The sequence below is a fragment of the Kitasatospora sp. NPDC054939 genome, from assembly GCF_053610105.1.
Window position 1 is genome coordinate 31604 of the sequence record NZ_JBSGXP010000023.1, and the last position, 17481, is coordinate 49084.

General features: G+C 74.1%; 16 protein-coding genes. 3 read left to right on the forward strand and 13 right to left on the reverse strand.

All coding sequences use genetic code 11. From position 1 onward, the window contains the following. Window positions 1-91: 91 nt before the first annotated feature. From truB to rimP, 8 genes are all read right to left on the reverse strand, one after another. The gene (gene truB / locus ACWGB8_RS09660; RefSeq protein WP_452211931.1) at window positions 92-997 is read right to left on the reverse strand and encodes a tRNA pseudouridine(55) synthase TruB; all 906 of its coding nucleotides are present in this window, start codon (window positions 995-997) and stop codon (window positions 92-94) included. A gap of 71 nt (window positions 998-1068) precedes the next feature. Continuing rightward, complete coding sequence (locus ACWGB8_RS09665; RefSeq protein WP_452211933.1) at window positions 1069-2172, reverse strand: DHH family phosphoesterase; 1104 nt, start codon at window positions 2170-2172, stop codon at window positions 1069-1071. 2 nt (window positions 2173-2174) lie between these two features. Further along, the gene (gene rbfA / locus ACWGB8_RS09670) at window positions 2175-2618 is read right to left on the reverse strand and encodes a 30S ribosome-binding factor RbfA (protein WP_452211934.1); all 444 of its coding nucleotides are present in this window, start codon (window positions 2616-2618) and stop codon (window positions 2175-2177) included. 153 nt (window positions 2619-2771) lie between these two features. Further along, window positions 2772-3068, reverse strand: coding sequence for a DUF503 domain-containing protein (locus tag ACWGB8_RS09675; protein ID WP_452211936.1), 297 nt, complete (start codon window positions 3066-3068; stop codon window positions 2772-2774). 131 nt (window positions 3069-3199) lie between these two features. Beyond that, entirely contained in the window at window positions 3200-6340 is a 3141-nt protein-coding gene (gene infB / locus ACWGB8_RS09680) for a translation initiation factor IF-2 (RefSeq protein ID WP_452211938.1), read from the reverse strand. Between the two features lie 248 nt (window positions 6341-6588). Next, a complete protein-coding gene (locus tag ACWGB8_RS09685) occupies window positions 6589-6888 on the reverse strand; it encodes a YlxR family protein (RefSeq protein WP_452211940.1) in 300 nt (99 codons plus the stop codon). Window positions 6889-6964: 76 nt separating this feature from the next. Next, window positions 6965-7978 (reverse strand): transcription termination factor NusA, encoded by a 1014-nt coding sequence (gene nusA / locus ACWGB8_RS09690; protein ID WP_452211941.1) that lies wholly within the window; start codon window positions 7976-7978, stop codon window positions 6965-6967. A gap of 54 nt (window positions 7979-8032) precedes the next feature. Then, a complete protein-coding gene (gene rimP / locus ACWGB8_RS09695; protein WP_452211942.1) occupies window positions 8033-8623 on the reverse strand; it encodes a ribosome maturation factor RimP in 591 nt (196 codons plus the stop codon). Window positions 8624-8926: 303 nt separating this feature from the next. On the opposite strand from rimP, the gene ACWGB8_RS09700 reads away from it, so the two are divergent. Further along, window positions 8927-10045, forward strand: a complete 1119-nt coding sequence (locus ACWGB8_RS09700; protein WP_452211944.1) for a DUF4439 domain-containing protein — start codon at window positions 8927-8929, stop codon at window positions 10043-10045. A gap of 143 nt (window positions 10046-10188) precedes the next feature. Next, on the forward strand, window positions 10189-11109 hold the full coding sequence (locus ACWGB8_RS09705; protein ID WP_452211946.1) for an aminoglycoside phosphotransferase family protein: 921 nt from the start codon (window positions 10189-10191) through the stop codon (window positions 11107-11109). Here the strand turns inward: ACWGB8_RS09705 and ACWGB8_RS09710 are convergent. From ACWGB8_RS09710 to dxr, 5 genes are all read right to left on the reverse strand, one after another. Further along, window positions 11082-11696, reverse strand: a complete 615-nt coding sequence (locus tag ACWGB8_RS09710) for a GNAT family N-acetyltransferase (protein ID WP_452211948.1) — start codon at window positions 11694-11696, stop codon at window positions 11082-11084. The genes ACWGB8_RS09705 and ACWGB8_RS09710 overlap by 28 nt on opposite strands. A 46-nt stretch (window positions 11697-11742) precedes the next feature. Then, window positions 11743-12618 carry a GNAT family N-acetyltransferase gene (locus ACWGB8_RS09715; RefSeq protein WP_452211987.1) on the reverse strand — a complete coding sequence of 292 codons (876 nt, stop codon included), beginning with the start codon at window positions 12616-12618 and terminating at the stop codon, window positions 11743-11745. A gap of 131 nt (window positions 12619-12749) precedes the next feature. Further along, window positions 12750-13910, reverse strand: a complete 1161-nt coding sequence (gene ispG / locus ACWGB8_RS09720) for a flavodoxin-dependent (E)-4-hydroxy-3-methylbut-2-enyl-diphosphate synthase (protein ID WP_452211950.1) — start codon at window positions 13908-13910, stop codon at window positions 12750-12752. 137 nt (window positions 13911-14047) lie between these two features. After that, window positions 14048-15352 (reverse strand): M50 family metallopeptidase, encoded by a 1305-nt coding sequence (locus ACWGB8_RS09725; protein WP_452211952.1) that lies wholly within the window; start codon window positions 15350-15352, stop codon window positions 14048-14050. A 51-nt stretch (window positions 15353-15403) separates the two neighbouring features. After that, window positions 15404-16633 carry a 1-deoxy-D-xylulose-5-phosphate reductoisomerase gene (dxr, locus tag ACWGB8_RS09730; RefSeq protein ID WP_452211954.1) on the reverse strand — a complete coding sequence of 410 codons (1230 nt, stop codon included), beginning with the start codon at window positions 16631-16633 and terminating at the stop codon, window positions 15404-15406. Between the two features lie 124 nt (window positions 16634-16757). Between dxr and ACWGB8_RS09735 the strand changes: the two genes are divergently transcribed. After that, entirely contained in the window at window positions 16758-17423 is a 666-nt protein-coding gene (locus ACWGB8_RS09735) for an NAD(P)H-binding protein (RefSeq protein WP_452211956.1), read from the forward strand. Window positions 17424-17481: the final 58 nt, after the last annotated feature.

Below are 17481 nucleotides of genomic sequence, written 5' to 3' on the forward strand. Positions count from 1 at the left end.
CCGTGCCGCCCCGGGAAGGCGCTTGGCCCCCAGCACAAAGCCCCCCACCGCCCCTCAACGGGCGGTGGGGGGCCTGTCGGGGCCCGGACGGTCAGCCGACGAAGACCGCGACCGGCTTCGCCTGCCCGCTGTGCTCCTCGACCAGTGCCAGGAAGCGCTCCTCCGGCCCGAAGACCGCGATCGGCCCGCCGGTGCCCATCCCGGGCGCCTTCAGCCGGGCGCCGTGCGAGAGCTGCTTCGCCTGGTCGGCGTCGATGTCCCAGCGCGGGAAGGCCGCCGCGGCGGCCTCGCCGATCGGCAGCACCTCCAGCTTCTCCTCCAGCTGCTCCAGGGTGCGCGCCGACTCCACGCCGTACGGGCCGACCTTGGTGCGCCGCAGCGCGGTGAGGTGGCCGCCGACGCCGAGGCCGGCGCCGAGGTCGCGGGCGAGGGCCCGGATGTAGGTCCCGGAGGAGCACTCCACGGTCACGTCCAGGTCGACGACCGGGGTACCGTCCTCGGCGACGGCCGCGCGCCGGTCGTGGACGGTGAAGGAGTGGATGGTGGTCGGCCGGGCGGCCAGCTCGAAGTCCTCGCCCTCGCGGACCCGGGCGTACGAGCGCTTGCCGTCGATCTTGATGGCGCTGACCTTGGACGGCACCTGCATGATCTCGCCGGTCAGGGCGGCGATCCCGGCGTCGATCGCCTCGGCCGCGATGCCGTCGGCCGCGGTGGACGAGGTGACCTCGCCCTCCCGGTCGTCGGTCACCGTGGTCTGCCCGAGCCGGATGGTCGCCTCGTACGTCTTGGCGGTGAGCATCAGGTGGCCGAGCAGCCGGGTGGCCCGCTCGACGCCGATCACCAGTACGCCGGTGGCCATCGGGTCGAGGGTGCCGGCGTGGCCGACCTTCCGCGTCCCGGTCAGCCACCGCAGCTTGGCGACCACCCCGTGCGAGGTGATGCCCTCCGGCTTGTCGACGATGACCAGGCCGTCCGGCCCGGTGCCCTTGCGCTTCATCGGGTTCTTTCTACGAGCTTGCTACGGAACGGATCAACGGAACGGATCATTCGGGTGTGCGGCGGGCGGGCTCAGCCAGCCGGGCGCAGTTGCGCCCGGAACCGCTCCACCACGGCCGCGACGTCCTCGCGGGCGGAGAACCCGGCCGCGTAGGTGTGGCCGCCGCCGCCGAGCGCCGCGCAGGCCTCCGCGACGTCCACCGCGCCCTTGGAGCGGCAGGAGCCGCGCAGGGTGCCGTCCGGGTCCTGCTTGAGCACGAGGGCGACCTCGGCCTCCGCCGGTCGGCGCAGGATGTCGATGAGGCCCTCGATCTCCTCGACCGTGACGCTGAACAGCGCCAGGTCCTGGTACGGCACCCAGGTCCACACCAGGCCGAGGCCGCCGGCCGCCTCGGGTTCGTACACCGCCCGGTCGAGGGCGGCGGCGAGCACCTTGAGGTAGCCGAAGGAGCAGGTGTCCCACAGGCGGCGGGAGATGACGTCCTGCCGGATGCCGGTGGCGAGCAGGCGGCCGGCCAGTTCGTGGGTGGCCGGGGTCGTCGCGGCGTACTTGAAGGAGCCGGTGTCGGTGGCGACGCCGGTGTAGAGGCAGGTCGCGAGCTCCTGGTCGAGCGGCACGCCGAGCCGCCGCAGCAGTTCGTCGACCAGGACGGCGGTGGCCGGCGCGGACGGGTCGATCAACTGGTGGGTGCCGAAGCCCGGGTTGGAGGCGTGGTGGTCGAAGACCGCCAGGACGGGCGCCGCGAACGCCTTGGCGTGCAGCAGGCCGAGCCGGCTCTCCGCGGCGACGTCGAAGCAGAGCACCAGCTCGGGTTCGTCCGGCACCTCGGAGGCGGGGACGATCAGCTCCTGCCCGGGCAGGAAGGACAGCGACTCGGGCACGATCTGCGGGTCGTCCCCGAAGGAGACCCGCACCTCCTTGCCGAGCGCGCGCAGGGCCAGGCCGGCCGCCAGCGCGGAGCCGAGCGCGTCGCCGTCCGGGCAGATGTGGCAGATCAGGTCGATGCTGTGGGCGCGCCCGATCTCGGCGACCACCCGCTGCCACTCCAGCTCGAAGCCGCCGGCCTCGGTGCGCGGCCCCGGAAGCACCGCGAGGGCACCCTCCACCGTGGTGGTGGAGGACGCCCCCGCGACTGGTCCCGCTGTCGAACCGGCCGCCGCCGGCTCACCCGCCATGACTACTCGTCCTCGTCGTCACGCTCGGACGCCGGGACCTTGTAGGGGTCCGCGTCGCCGGCGTAGGTGGCGCCCGCGGCGGTGGTGCGCACCGCCGCGTCGATGGCCCGGGCCCGGTCGAGCAGGTCGTCGATGTTCCGGGCGTTCTCGGGCAGGGCGTCCGCGACGAAGGTCAGCGACGGGGTGAAGCGCACCCCGGTCTGCTTGCCGACCTCGGAGCGGAGGACGCCCTTGGCGCTCTCCAGGGCCGCGGCCGTCGCCTCGCGCTCGGTGTCGTCACCGAAGACGGTGTAGAAGACGGTGGCCTCGCGCAGATCGCCGGTGACCCGGGTGTCGGTGATGGTCACGAACCCCAGCCGGGGGTCCTTGATCCGCCGTTCCAGGGTCTGGGCGACGACCACCTGGATGCGGTCGGCGAGCTTGCGCGCCCTTGCGGTGTCGGTCACGTTGCCTCCTCGTGCAGTGGGCCCGGTACCCGGGCGAGCTGCGCACCCGTCGGGGCCCATGCCCCAAAGTACCGGCCCGCGCCCGGCCTTGCGGGCGCTCTCGGTCCTGATCTGTGTGAGAACGGCGACTTCCGCCGACGCCCTCCGCAGATCTCAGTCATCGTCGTCGCCGTGGTAACGCCTCCTGGCGGAGAGCAGTTGCACCTCGGGGCGGCCGGCGACGAGCCGCTCACAGCTGTCCAGGACCTCGGTGACGTACCCGGCGTCGCCGGAGACGACCGCGAGGCCGATCTCGGCCCTGCGGTGGAGGTCCTGGTTCCCGGTCTCGGCAGCGCACACGCTGTACTTGCGCTGCAGTTCGGCCACGATGGGCCGCACGATCGAACGCTTCTCCTTGAGCGAGTGGACGTCGCCCAGCAGCAGGTCGAAGGTGAGTGTTCCCACGAACATGTATGGCAGGTCTAGCCGACCTGAAGGCCTCGGGGACAGCCCTGGACCGGGCTGATGTCGAGGACCCTACACAGCGGAAGCGGGGCCGGTCGACGGGAAATTCCCGCCGACCGGCCCCGGTCACCACCCGCTTACGCGCGCGGCTTCTCCCGCATCTCGTAGGTCTCGATCACGTCGTCGACCTTGATGTCGTTGAACGAGCCCAGGGTCACACCGGCCTCGAAGCCCTCGCGGACCTCGGTCGCGTCGTCCTTGAAGCGGCGCAGACCCTCGATGGAGAGGTTCTCCGCCACGACCTTGCCGTCGCGCAGCAGGCGGGCCTTGGCGTTGCGGCGCAGCAGGCCCTCGCGGACGAGCACACCCGCGATGTTGCCGAACTTGGAGGAGCGGAACACCTCGCGGATCTCCGCGGAGCCGAGGCGCACCTCCTCGAACTCCGGCTTGAGCATGCCCTTGAGGGCGGACTCGATCTCCTCGATCGCCTGGTAGATGACCGAGTAGTACCGGACGTCCACGCCTTCCTTCTCGGCCGCGGTGCGCGCACGGCCCTCGGCGCGCACGTTGAAGCCGATGATGATGGCGTCCGAGCCCATCGCCAGGTCCACGTCGGACTCGGTGATGGCACCCACACCGCGGTGCAGGACCCGGAGCTCGACCTCCTCGCCCACGTCCAGCTTGACGAGGGCGTCCTCAAGGGCTTCGACGGAACCGGAGACGTCACCCTTGATGATGAGGTTGAGCTGCTCGATGGAGCCGGCGGCGATGGCCTTGTCCAGGTCCTCCAGGGACACCCGGACGCGGCGCTGCGCGAAGGCGGCGTTGCGGTCGCGGGCCGAGCGCTTCTCGGCGATCTGACGGGCGGTGCGGTCCTCGTCGACGACGATGAAGCTGTCGCCGGCACGGGGCACCGAGGTCAGACCGAGCAGCAGCACCGGGCGGGACGGGCCGGCCTCGGTGAGGCTGTTGCCGTTCTCGTCCAGCATCGCGCGGACGCGGCCGTAGGCGTCGCCGACGACGATCGAGTCGCCGACGCGGAGGGTACCGCGCTGGACGAGCACGGTCGCCATGGCGCCGCGGCCCTTGTCGAGGTGGGCCTCGATGGCGATGCCCTGCGCGTCCTGGTCGGGGTTGGCCCGCAGGTCCAGCGAGGCGTCCGCGGTCAGGACCACGGCCTCCAGCAGCTGCTCGATGTGCAGGCCCTGGCGCGCGGAGATGTCGACGAACATGGTGTCGCCGCCGTACTCCTCGGCCACCAGGCCGAACTCGGTCAGCTGACCGCGGACCTTGGTCGGGTCGGCGCCCTCGACGTCGATCTTGTTGACGGCGACCACGATCGGCACACCCGCGGCCTTGGCGTGGTTCAGCGCCTCGACCGTCTGCGGCATGACACCGTCGTTGGCCGCGACCACCAGGATCGCGATGTCGGTGGACTTCGCACCACGGGCACGCATGGCGGAGAACGCCTCGTGACCCGGGGTGTCGAGGAAGGTGATCGGGCGCTGCTCGCCGTTCACCTCGGTGACGACCTGGTAGGCACCGATGTGCTGGGTGATGCCGCCGGCCTCGCCCGCCACCACGTTGGACTTGCGGATCGCGTCCAGGAGTCGGGTCTTACCGTGGTCGACGTGACCCATGACGGTGACGACCGGCGGGCGCGGGGCCAGCTGGTCCTCGTCGCCCTCGTCGGCACCGAAGTCGATGTCGAACGACTCCAGCAGCTCGCGGTCCTCGTCGTCGCGGCTGACGATCTCCAGGACGAAGCCCATCTCGTCGGCCAGCAGCTGCAGCGTGGCGTCGGAGACCGACTGGGTCGCGGTGACCATCTCACCGAGGTTGAACATGACGGAGACGAGCGCGGCCGGGTTGGCGTTGATCTTCTCCGCGAAGTCCATCAGCGAGGCGCCGCTCGACAGGCGAACGGTCTGGCCGTTGCCGCGCGGCAGCATCACACCGCCGACGGACGGGGCCTGCATGGCCTCGTACTCCTGGCGCTTCGCCCGCTTCGACTTGCGACCACGGGCCGGGCGACCGCCCGGACCACGACCGAAGGCGCCCTGCGTGCCGCCACGGGCACCCGGGCCGCCGGGACGGCCGCCGAAGCCACCGGGACGCGGGCCGCCGAAGCCGCCGCCGCCACCGGGGGCGCCGCCACCCGGACGGGGACCGCCGAAGCCGCCACCGGCCGGACGCGAGCCCGGACCGGCCGGACGGCCGGCGAAGCCCGGACGGGCACCGCCCGGGGCACCCGGACGACCGCCGGGGCCACCGGGACCACGGCCGCCGGGGCCGGGGCGCGGGCCGGGAGCCGGACGCTGCGGCATCATGCCCGGGTTCGGGCGCGGCATGCCGGACGGGGAGGGGGCACCGGGGCGCGGCGCGGCCGGACGGGGCATCCCGTCGGGACGCGGGGCACCGGCACCAGGAGCGCCGCCGGGAGCACCCGGACGCGGGGCACCGCCGGGACGCGGAGCGCCACCGGGACGCGGGGCGCCACCGGCACCCGGAGCACCGGCACCGCCGGGACGCGGGGCGCCGCCACCCGGACGGGGGGCCTGACCGCCCTGGCCGCCGGGACGCGGGGCGCCACCACCGGGACGCGGGGCCTGACCGCCCTGGCCGCCGGGGGCGGCGGGACGACGGTCGCCGGGCGCGGCCGAACGGCGGTCGCCGGGGCGACCCATGCCGGTGGCGCTGCCCGAGGTGAACGGGTTGTTGCCCGGACGCGGACCGGCCGGACGCGGGCCCGGACGGGCACCGCTGCCGGCGGCGGGCGCGCCGGAGCGCGGCGCCTGGGCGGCGGCCGGACGCGGCGCGTCGGCAGCCGGGGCGGCCGGCGCGGGCGACGAGAACTCGGCCGCGGGGGCGGCCGGAGCCGCGGGCGCGGCGGGGCGGGCCGCCGGACGCGGGCCGGGGGTCGGACCACCCGGCTTGGGCGCGGCGGCGGCCGGAGCCGGAGCCGCGGGGGTCGGACGGGGACCGGGGGTCGCGGCGGGGCGCGGTCCCGGGGACGGGGCACCCGGCTTGGGTGCCGCACCGGCGGCGGAGCCGCCGGCGGGCTGGGGCGCCGCGGGCTTCCGCGGGCCCGGCTTGGCAGCGGAACCACCACCGGTGGGGGCCACTCCCAGCGCGTCAGTCAACTTGCGTACGACCGGCGCCTCGATGGTCGAGGACGCCGAACGGACGAACTCACCCAGCTCGGTGAGCTTGGCCATCACGGCCTTGCTCTCCAAACCGAGCTCCTTGGCGAGTTCGTAAACCCGGACCTTAGCCACTTCACTCCTGTCTATGAGTCCGGGGTGTCTCGTCCGCCGGACCGTCGCTACTTCATGGGCGTACCCATCGCGTACTCATCGCGTACTCATCGAGTGCTCATCGCAATCTCGACCTACTTCCACATCGCGAGGTACCTGACTGGTGGCACGGCGCGCGGCTGCCCGCGCACCGTGCTTGTTGCGGTGGTTCTCCGCCGCGCAGTGCGGCGGCCGTCCACGGGAGGCGCACCGGGACGGGCCTGAGGGACTCAGGGCGCCGGGGTGCTGCCAGCCCGCTGCTCGATGAACTCGCGGAGTCGGTCCGTGTCGAGCGGTCCCTGGAGGCGGAAGGCCCTGGGGAACGCCCGCCGGCGAACCGCGAGGTCGAGGCAGGTCGGATCGGGGTGCAGATGTGCGCCCCGGCCCGGCAGTGCACCACGGGGATCGGGGACGCAGACGCCCTCGACCGCCGTGACACGCAACAGCTGGTGCTTGGCCGCGCGCTTGCGGCAGCCCACGCAGGTGCGTTCCGGGCGTGCTCGGACATGCGTCCGGCCAGACGAAGGCAAGTCTACCCCTCCGAAGGGACATGGCGCCGCCCCGCCGATCCGGGCGGGACCGGGGGGCGGACCGTGGACAACGCTGCTACTCGGTCGGGGATTCCCGGCGCTCGCCCTCGGGCTGGCCCTCGGTGTCCGGGCGGATGTCGATCCGCCAGCCGGTGAGGCGCGCGGCCAGACGGGCGTTCTGCCCCTCCTTGCCGATCGCCAGCGACAGCTGGTAGTCCGGAACGATCACCCGTGCGGAGCGCTGGGCGGCATCCACGATCTCCACGCTCGTCACCCGTGCGGGGGACAGCGCCGCGGCGACCATCTCGCGCGGGTCCTCCGACCAGTCGACGATGTCGATCTTCTCGCCGTGCAGCTCGCCCATCACCGCGCGCACCCGGCTGCCCATCGGGCCGATACAGGCGCCCTTGGCGTTCAGGCCGGCCCGGCGGGACCAGACGGCGATCTTGGTGCGGTGGCCGGCCTCGCGGGCGATGGCGGCGATCTCCACGCTGCCGTCCGCGATCTCCGGGACCTCCAGCGCGAAGAGCTTCTTCACCAGGCTGGGGTGGGTCCGCGAGAGGGTCACCGACGGGCCGCGGACACCGCGGCGGACGGCCACCACGTAGCACTTCAGACGGGTGCCGTGCCGGTAGTCCTCGCCCGGGACCTGCTCCTGCGGCGGCAGGATGGCCTCCAGTTTGCCGATGTCGACCAGCACGTTCTTCGGGTCGTTGCCCTGCTGGACGACACCGGTGACGATGTCGCCCTCCTTGCCCGCGTACTCGCCGAAGGTCTGGTCGTCGGCGGCGTCGCGCAGCCGCTGCATCATCACCTGGATGCCGATGCTGGAGGCGATCCGGCCGAAGCCGTTCGGGGTGTCGTCGAACTCCTTGGGCTCGACGCCCTCCTCCAGCTCCGCCGGGTCCTCGGTGGCCCAGACGGTCACGTGGCCGCTCTTGCGGTCCAGCTCGACCCGGGCCCGGCGGCGCGAGCCCTCGGTGCGGTGGTACGCGGTGAGGAGGGCCGACTCGATGGACTCGACCAGCAGGTCGAAGGGGATGTTCTTCTCGTTGACCAGCGTGCGCAGGGCACTCATGTCGATGTCCACGGCTACGCCTCCTCGTCTTTCGTCACGTTCGTCATGGTGCGGTCGGTGCGCAGGTCACTCCGCACCGGGGGCCTCCTCCGCGGAGGCGGAGCCGTCGGCGCCGGGGTCGGAGTCGTCCTCGGCGGCGTCGTCGGCGAAGTCGGGGGTCTCGTCGAGGAGCTTCTCGTCCTTGCGGCTGAACTCCACCTGGACGCGCGCCCGGGCGATCTCGGTGTACTCCAGACGGCGCTCCTTGGCGCGGCCGCGGCCCTTGACCGGCTGCACCTCGACCAGGGCGCCGTCCTCGTCCGCGCTGAGCACCCGGGCGACCAGCTCGCCGCCCTCGACCAGGTGGACCTTCACCAGCCGGCCCTCGGCCCGGCGCCAGTGGCGCGGCGCGGTCAGCGGGCGGTCCACGCCCGGGGAGCCGACCTCCAGCACGTACGCGCCGGTGCCCATCACGTCGGAGTCGTCCAGCACCTGGCCGACGGCCCGGCTGAACTCCGCGATGGCGTCCAGGTCCACACCGCCGTCGGCGTCGACGTCGATCTGCACCTGGCCGCGGCTGCCGGCCCGGGTGACCCGCAGGTCCTCCAGGTCCAGCCCCGCCTCGGCGGCCAGGGGTTCCAGCAACGCGCGCAGCCGATCGATCTGGGTGGTGCTCATCCGGGTTGGACTCCTCGGCCGCGTCTGCTGTTGTCGGAAGGTCGTACCGCGCCCACGGCACCCTCCGGTGCGGTTCGGGTCGCGGCGGCTCGGCCCAAAGCCTATCCGGTCCCGCGGCCAACCACCGATTCCGCACGGCGCGCGGACACGGGTGCGGCACCCACTGCGAGGAAGCTCACACCGGTCGGCCGGGGCTCCGCTGAGCCGAATCCGTGTCCGGCCACGTGAGGATTCTGTAATCATTCACGCCAACGAGGGCAGGCGGGCCGGCCGTCCTCCCCGACACGCCCCGGAGTGACACCGATGCAGCCGCACAGCCGACGGACCTTCCTGGCCCTCGGGCTGCTCGCCACAGCCTCCGCGGCGGTCGCGTGCACCGGGTCCGACGACGACGGCCGGACGGGTGAGCGCCGCCGCCCCGACCCCGACGAGCCGATCCGCCGGCGCGCGGTGACCGCCGCCGACGCCCTGCTCGCCGGGTACGACGCCCTGCCGGCCGGGCAGGCCGAGCGGCTGCGGGCGCTGCGGGCCGAGGTCGAGCAGCACCGGGCGGCGTTCGGCGGCGGGCCCGCCGGTGCGTCCGAAGCCCCGTCCGGCTCCGCCGCCCCGTCCGGCACGGCGAGACCCGCCGGCTCCGCACCACCGCCGGCGTCCGGCTCCGCGACCGCCCCGGCGGGCGCGGGGGTCACCACCGCCGCCGCGCTCGCCACCCTCGAACGGCAGACCGCGCAGGCATACCTCGCCGAACTCGGCGCCGCCTCCCCGCAGCTCGCCCGGCTGCTCGCCTCGGCCGCCGCCGCGGACGTCCTGCACGCGGTCGCGCTCGGCGACGCGGCCCCGCTCCACCCGACGACCCCGACGACCCCGACCCCGGCGGCCCCGACCACCCCTGCCGCCGCGGCGGCGCCGACCGCCTCGGGCCCGGCCTCAGCGGCCCCCTCCGGGAGCGGCTCCGCCGCACCGTCCGCGCTCGGTGCCGAGGCGGTCACCGCCCTGCAGAGCGCGCTGTCCGCCGAGCACGCCGCGGTCTACGGCTACGGCGTGGTCGGCGCCCGGCTGCCCGACGACGACCAGCGCGCCGACGCCAGGACCGCGCACGCCGCCCACCAGTCCCGGCGGGACTCCTGGCAGCGCCTGCTGCACGGCGTCGGCAGCACCCCGAGCGCCGCCTCCGCCGGCTACCGGCTGCCCTTCCCGGTCACCGACGCGGCGGGCGCCGGCCGGCTCGCCGCGCACATCGAGACCCGGCTGACCGCGGTGTACGCCGACCTGGTCGGCGCCCTGCCCGGCCCCCGGCGCGCCGCCGCCTCGGACGCCCTGCGCGAGGCCGCCCTGCGCGCCCAGCGCTGGGGCGCCGCCCCCGGCCCGTTCCCCGGCCTCCCGGACCCCGCCGCCACCCCCGCACCCACCACCACCCCCTGACCGGGCGACCGCCGACCACCCGCACCCGCGCCCCCACCGACCCCGAAGCCTCCCCCGGACCGCGTCGCTGACCTGCGGGTTCGTGTTCATGGCCGACAATGGGCGGGTAGCACTCACGGGGTAGCGGCGACCGGAAGGCCAGCATGTCGGCAGCACCAGGGCAGATCGTGGTCCCCGAGCGGCTGGGGCGGACCGTCGGCGCGGGGGAGGGCGAACCCGGGCGGCGGTGGCTGGACGAGCTGCCGGACCGGGTCGCCGCCCACCTGCGGCGGTGGGGCCTCACCCTGGAACGGGTGCTCGATCCCGGTGGGAGCCTCAGCCTGATCGGGTACGTCCACCGGGACGACCTCTCCCCCGCCGTGCTGAAGGCCGGCTTCCGCACCCCGGAGACCGCGCAGGAGCACGCCGCGCTGACCCACTGGGCCGGCCGCGGGGCCGTCCTGCTGCTGGACGCCGACCCCGCGGAGGGCGTGCTGCTGCTGGAGCGGCTGCACGGCGACATCCCGCTGCGCTCGCTCGCCGAACCGAAGGCGATGCTGGAGGCGACCAGCCTGCTGCACCGGCTCTGGGTGCCGCCGCCGGGCGGCCACGCCTTCCGGTCCGTCGCGGACGAGGTGGCCGCGGCCCGCGGCGACCTGTCAGGCCGCCGGGAGCTGCCGGCCGGCGCCGGCGACCTGCTCGCCGAAGCCCTGGAGGCGGCGGACGGGCTGCTCGGCTCCGCCGAGGACGAGGAACTGCTGCTGCACGGGGACTTCCACCACGGCAACGTGCTGGCCGCCGACCGGGCGCCGTGGCTGGCCATCGACCCCCGGCCGCTGGTGGGCGAGCGCGCCTACGACCTGGCCCGCCTCGTCCTGGACCGGGCGGACACCCTGATCGGTTCCCCCGGCCCGGGGGCCGCCGTCCGCCGCCGGCTGCACCAGCTGGCCGAGGCCGTCGAGGTGGACCCCGGACGGCTGCGCGGCTGGACGCTGTTCCGCGGTGTCCGCGAGGGCCTGCGGGCGTCGGCGACCGGCCGCCGCGCGGACGCCGAGCTCTACCTGGAGTTCGCCGGCCTGCTCTGAACCGGCCGGGCCAGGTCCGGGCCGCCCCGGACGGCGCCGCCCGGAACGGGCCCGGCCAGCGGCAGGTGCGCGCCCATCACGGCGTACGGGCGGTCGGTGTTGGGGAAGCGGACGGCCCGGGCCAGGTCGCGGTAGCCGAGCGCACGGTAGAGCCGGCGGGCGGGGGTCTCGGCGTCGATCGCGGAGAGGATGCTGCGGTCCAGCCCGGAGGCCCCGGTCAGGGACCTGATCAGCGCGGTGCCGAGGCCGTGCCCCTGGAACCCGGGCAGCACGTGCAGTTCGGTGATCGCGAAGACGCCGTCCAGCCAGCTGCCGTGCCCGTGCTCCTCCAGGTGCGGCTGGATGACGGTGCTCCACCAGTGCTCGCGGCGGTTGGGCATGCCGTACCCGAAGCCGACCAGCCGGCGGCCGCTGAAGGCCCCGAGCGCGCTCACGCCGGGCTGCAGGGCGTGCCGGCCGACGATGTGCAGCCGGACCGCGACCTCCTCGCGCGTCAGGCCGAACGCCACCGCCTGGACCTCCAGCGCCTGCGGCGCCCACGCCGCGAGGTCGATGGCCTCGATCGTCACCCCGGTCAGCTGCTCCATGCCTCGGACGTTACTACCAGCGCGGCCCCGGCGAGGGCCGAGCCGGTCAGAAGAGCACGCTCATGAACGCGCCGACCTCGCGGAAGCCGACCCGGCGGTAGGCGGCGCGGGCCCGCAGGTTGTAGTCGTTGACGTAGAGCGAGACGACCGGCGCGAACTCGCGCAGCGCGATGTCGAGGACGGCGGCCATGCCGGTCTCCGAGAGCCCCCGGCCGCGGTGCTCGGGTGCCACCCAGACGCCCTGGATCTGGCAGGCGCCCTCGGTGACGGCCCCGATCTCGGCCTTGAACACCACCTGGCCGTCGTCGCCGAAACGGGCGAACGAGCGGCCGGTGGAGACGAGCTCGGCGACCCGGGCCTGGTAGAGCAGGCCGCCGTCACCGGCCAGCGGGGAGACCCCGACCTCCTCGGTGAACATCGCCACGCAGGCCGGCATCAGCGCCTCGACCTCGTCGCGCCGCACCTGCCGTACCAGCGGGTCGGCGGCGATCTCGGCGGACGGCACGGCGGTGGCGAGCAGCGGCTGGTGGCCGCGGACCTCGCGGGCGGGGCCCCAGCTGCGCTCCATCAGCGCCCAGAAGGCGGCGGTGGGCCCGGCCGGGCCGACGATCGAGGAGCAGCGGCGGCCCTGGCGGCGGGCCCGTTCGGCGAAGGCCTGGACGGCCTGCGGCCCGGCGTCGACCAGGACGAGGTTGGCTCCGGCGTAGCAGAGCGCGTCGAGCCGGCCCTGGTCGTCGTACCAGCCCCACATCTCGCCGCCCAGGCGCCAGGGGTCGAGGCCGACCGCCTCGACGCGGGTGGCGACGAAGGCGTTGGCGACCGGGTCCCGGTGGAGGATCTCCAGGGTGTCGGCGAGGTCGCCGGCCTCCAGGACCCGGGTGGTCGCGAGGGCGCGGGCGGCCTGGAAGGAGCCGGGGAGCATCACACCGCGATCGAGCATCGGGACAGCACCTCACTGATGACGACTCTGGCCGCACCCTACTCCGTGGCCCCACCCGGCTACGGCCGCGGGGCCGTCCGTGGACGGACGGCCCCGCTCCGGAAACTACCTGGTCACTCGCCCGCGGTGACGGTCGGGGCGCCGGACTCGGCGCCGTCGGCCTGCATCTGCTCGGCCAGCTTGAAGGCCTCCTCGATCAGGGTCTCGACGATCTTCGACTCGGGGACGGTCTTGATGACCTCGCCCTTGACGAAGATCTGGCCCTTGCCGTTGCCGGAGGCGACGCCGAGGTCGGCCTCGCGGGCCTCGCCGGGGCCGTTGACGACGCAGCCCATAACGGCGACGCGCAGCGGCACGTCCATACCCTCCAGGCCGGCCGTGACCTCCTCGGCGAGCTTGTAGACGTCGACCTGGGCCCGGCCGCAGGAGGGGCAGGAGACGATCTCCAGGCCGCGCTGGCGCAGGTTGAGCGACTCCAGGATCTGGATGCCGACCTTGATCTCCTCGGCGGGCGGCGCGGAGAGCGAGACCCGGATGGTGTCGCCGATGCCCTCGGCGAGCAGCGCGCCGAAGGCGACCGCGGACTTGATGGTGCCCTGGAAGGCGGGGCCGGCCTCGGTGACGCCGAGGTGCAGCGGGTAGTCGCAGGCGGCCGCGAGCTGGCGGTAGGCGTTGATCATCACGACCGGGTCGTTGTGCTTGACCGAGATCTTGATGTCGCGGAAGTCGTGCTCCTCGAACAGCGAGCACTCCCAGAGCGCGGACTCGACCAGCGCCTCGGGGGTGGCCCGGCCGTACTTCTCCATCAGGCGCTTGTCGAGCGAGCCGGCGTTGACGCCGATCCGGATCGGGATGCCGGCGTCCTTCGCGGCCTTGGCGATCTCGCCGACCTTGTCGTCGAAGGCCTTGATGTTGCCCGGGTTGACGCGCACCGCGGCGCAGCCGGCGTCGATCGCGGCGAAGACGTACTTCGGCTGGAAGTGGATGTCCGCGATGACCGGGATCTGCGACTTCTTGGCGATGATCGGCAGGGCGTCGGCGTCGTCCTGGGAGGGGACGGCGACGCGCACGATCTGGCAGCCGGAGGCGGTGAGCTGCGCGATCTGCTGCAGCGTGGCGTTGATGTCCGAGGTCACGGTGGTGGTCATGGACTGCACCGAGACGGGTGCGTCACCGCCGACCGGTACGTTGCCGACCATGATCTGCCGGGAGACACGGCGCTGGGCGAGCGGCTTGAGCGGCAGGGACGGAATACCGAGCGAGATCGCGGTCATGTGCGCAGGGTTCCCCGGGGTTGAGGTCGTCGGCCCGGGCCTGGGAACGGCCGGGCCGGGCGCGCCGACGTTCGCGCACCCGGCCTCCAACGGTACGGCACGGGCGGTGGCCCGAGCACACCAGCCGTACCCGGTCGCTAACTGATCTTGACGGGGTTCACCAGATCCGCTACGAGGACGAGCAGCGTGAAGCCGATGAAGACGGTCGCCACCACGTAGGCGAGCGGCATCAGCCGGGCCACGTCGAACGGGCCGGGGTCGGGCCGCCTGAACAGCTTGGCGGCGCGGCGGCGGACGGACTCCCAGAGCGCCCCGGCGATGTGCCCGCCGTCGAGCGGGAGCAGCGGCAGCATGTTGAAGAGGAACAACGACAGGTTGATGCCGGCCAGCAGGCTCACGAAGGTGGCGATCCGCTGGCTGCCGGGGATGTCGAGGGCGAACACCTCGCCGCTGACCCGGGCGGCGCCGACCATGCCGATCGGCGAGTCGGCGTCGCGCGGGGCGCCGTCGAAGACCGCGTTCCACAGGCCGGGGACCTTGCCGGGCAGGGCGACCAGCGACTCCACGCCCGTCTCGGTGATCTCGTACATCCGATCGAGGGACTGTCCGAGGGTGAGGTGGACGACCCCGGTGGTCGGGGTGAAGCCGAGGAAGCCGGCCTGGACGGTCTCGCCCTTGATCGGGGCGCCGTCCGAGTCGTACTTCTGGACGTCGTTGACGGCGATGGTGGGGGTGAGGGTGAGCTGCTGCCCGCCGCGCTCGACGACGACCGGCACCTGCTTGCCGGCCGACCTGCGGATGTCCGCCTGCAGCTGGTCGTAGCTGGTGATCCGGTCGCCGTCGAAGGACAGCACCTTGTCGCCGGGGGCCAGACCCGCCAGGTGGGCGGGGGACTTCGGGGCGTCGGCCGGGCAGGTGTCGGTCGGCTGGCCGGCCTTGACCACGCACTCCGCGACGGTGCCGATGGTCGGCACGGTCTTGATCACGCCGAAGCCCATGTTGACCGTGAGGAAGAGCCCGAACGCCAGGAGCAGGTTCATGAACGGCCCGGCGAACATGACGATGACGCGCTTCCACGGCTTGCGGGTGTAGAAGAGCCGGGTCTCGTCACCGGGCTGCAGCTCCTCGTAGGAGGCCTCCCGGGCGTCCTCGATCATCGTCCGGAACGGCGAACTGCTGCGCTGGGTGATCCGCCCGTCCTCGCCCGGCGGGAACATCCCGATCATGCGGATGTACCCGCCCAGCGGGATCGCCTTGATGCCGTACTCGGTCTCGCCCTTGCGGCGCGACCACACGGTCGGGCCGAAGCCGACCATGTACTGCGGCACCCGGATGCCGAACAGCTTGGCCGTGGAGAGGTGGCCGAGCTCGTGCCAGGCGATCGAGAAGAGCAGCCCGACCGCGAAGACCAGGATGCCGACCACCGTCAAAACCGTTGCCACCGCTGGGCCTCCGTCATACCGCTCCGATCGGGTCTGGGTTGGTGCGGGCCGTCAGCCCGCCGCGAGCTCGCGCGCCCGGGCGCGGGCCCAGTCCTCCGCGTGCAGGACGTCCTCGACGGTGAGCGGGGTTCCGCCCGCCGGGCTGCCGTGCTCGGCGACGACCTTGGCAACAGTGTCCACGATTCCCGTGAAGGCCAGGCGGCCGTTCAGGAAGGCCTCCACGCACTCCTCGTTCGCCGCGTTGAAGACGGCCGGGGCGGTGCCGCCGAGCGTGCCGACCTCGCGGGCCAGCTCGACGGCCGGGAATGCCTCGTTGTCGAGCGGGAAGAACTCCCAGGTCGCGGCCGTGGTCCAGTCGCAGCCGGGCGCGGCGTCCGGCACCCGGTCCGGCCAGCCGAGGCCGAGCGAGATCGGCATCCGCATGTCCGGCGGGCTGGCCTGGGCCAGCGTCGAACCGTCCGTGAACTCCACCATCGAGTGGACCACCGACTGCGGATGGACCACGACCTCGATCCGGTCGAACGGCACGTCGTACAGCAGGTGCGCCTCGATGACCTCCAGGCCCTTGTTGACCAGGGTCGCCGAGTTGATCGTGATCACCGGGCCCATCGCCCAGGTGGGGTGCGCCAGGGCGTCCGCCGGGGTGACGGCGGCCAGCTGCTCGCGGCTGCGGCCGCGGAACGGCCCGCCGCTCGCCGTGACGACCAGCTTGCGGACCTCGGCGCGGGTGCCGCCGGCCAGCGCCTGGAAGATCGCGGTGTGCTCGGAGTCCACCGGGACGATCTGGCCCGGCCGGGCGAGCGCCTTCACCAGCGGGCCGCCGACGATCAGCGACTCCTTGTTGGCCAGCACCAGTACCCGGCCCGCCGCCAGCGCAGCCAGCGTCGGGCGCAGGCCGATCGAACCGGTGATGCCGTTGAGCACCGAGTGGCACTCCACCGCGGCCAGCTCGGTCGCCGCGTCCGGACCGACCAGCACGGCGGGCAGCGGACGGCCCGCGGCCTTCACCGCCAGCGCCTCGCGCAGCGCCGGCTCGGCGGCCGGGTCGGCCAGCGCGACGGTGTGCACACCCAGCTCCAGGGCCTGGTCGGCCAGCAGCTCCACCCGGCCGCCGGCCGCCGACAGGCCGACCACCCGGAAGCGGTCCGGGTTGCGGCGCACCACGTCGATGGCCTGGGTGCCGATCGAACCGGTGGAGCCGAGGATCACCAGCTCCCGGGGGCCGGAGGCGTCCTGCACGGTGGGCGTGAACCGCAGCTGCGGGTGGGCGAGCGAAGTCATGCGCCCATTGTGTCCTGACCGCGCGGCCGCGGGGTACGGCGGGCCGGTCGGGCGCGGGTACGGCGGGCCGGTCGGGCGCGGGTACGGCGGGCCGGTCGGCCGCCGCCGGACTACCGTCGGAGGCATGCGTACTGTCATCGCCGGGGGCCACGGACGGATCGCCCTGCTGCTGGAGCGGCTGCTCGCCGAGCGCGGCGACCGCCCCGCCGGGATCATCCGCCGCCCCGAACAGGCCCCCGACCTCGTGGACGCCGGCGCCGAACCGCTGGTGCTGGACCTGGAGGCCGCCACCGCACCCGAACTCGCCCGGCTGCTGGAGGGCGCCGACGCGGTCGTCTTCGCGGCCGGCGCCGGGCCCGGCAGCGGAGCGGCGCGGAAGAAGACCGTCGACCGCGACGCGGCGGTGCTGCTCGCGGACGCGGCCGGGCTGGCCGGCGTACGGCGCTGCCTGGTGGTCTCCTCGATGGGCGCCGACGCGCAGGCCCACCACCCCGGCGACCCGGTGTTCGAGGCGTACCTGCGGGCCAAGGGCGCCGCCGACGACGCCGTCCGGGCCCGCACCGCACTGGACTGGACGGTGCTGCGCCCCGGCCGGCTCACGGACGGCCCCGGCACCGGGCTGGTCCGGCTCGCGCCGGAGGTGGGGCGCGGCTCGGTCGACCGGGCCGACGTGGCCGCCGTCCTCGCCGAACTGCTCACCGAACCCGGTACCGCCGGGCTGACCCTGGAGCTGGTCGCCGGGAACGCCACGGTGGCGGAGGCCGTCGCGGCGGCCGCCGGGCACGTCTGACCCCCGGGGCCGCAGCACCCGCCGCACGTCGTGGGCCGCACGCACGACGGGAGCCCGG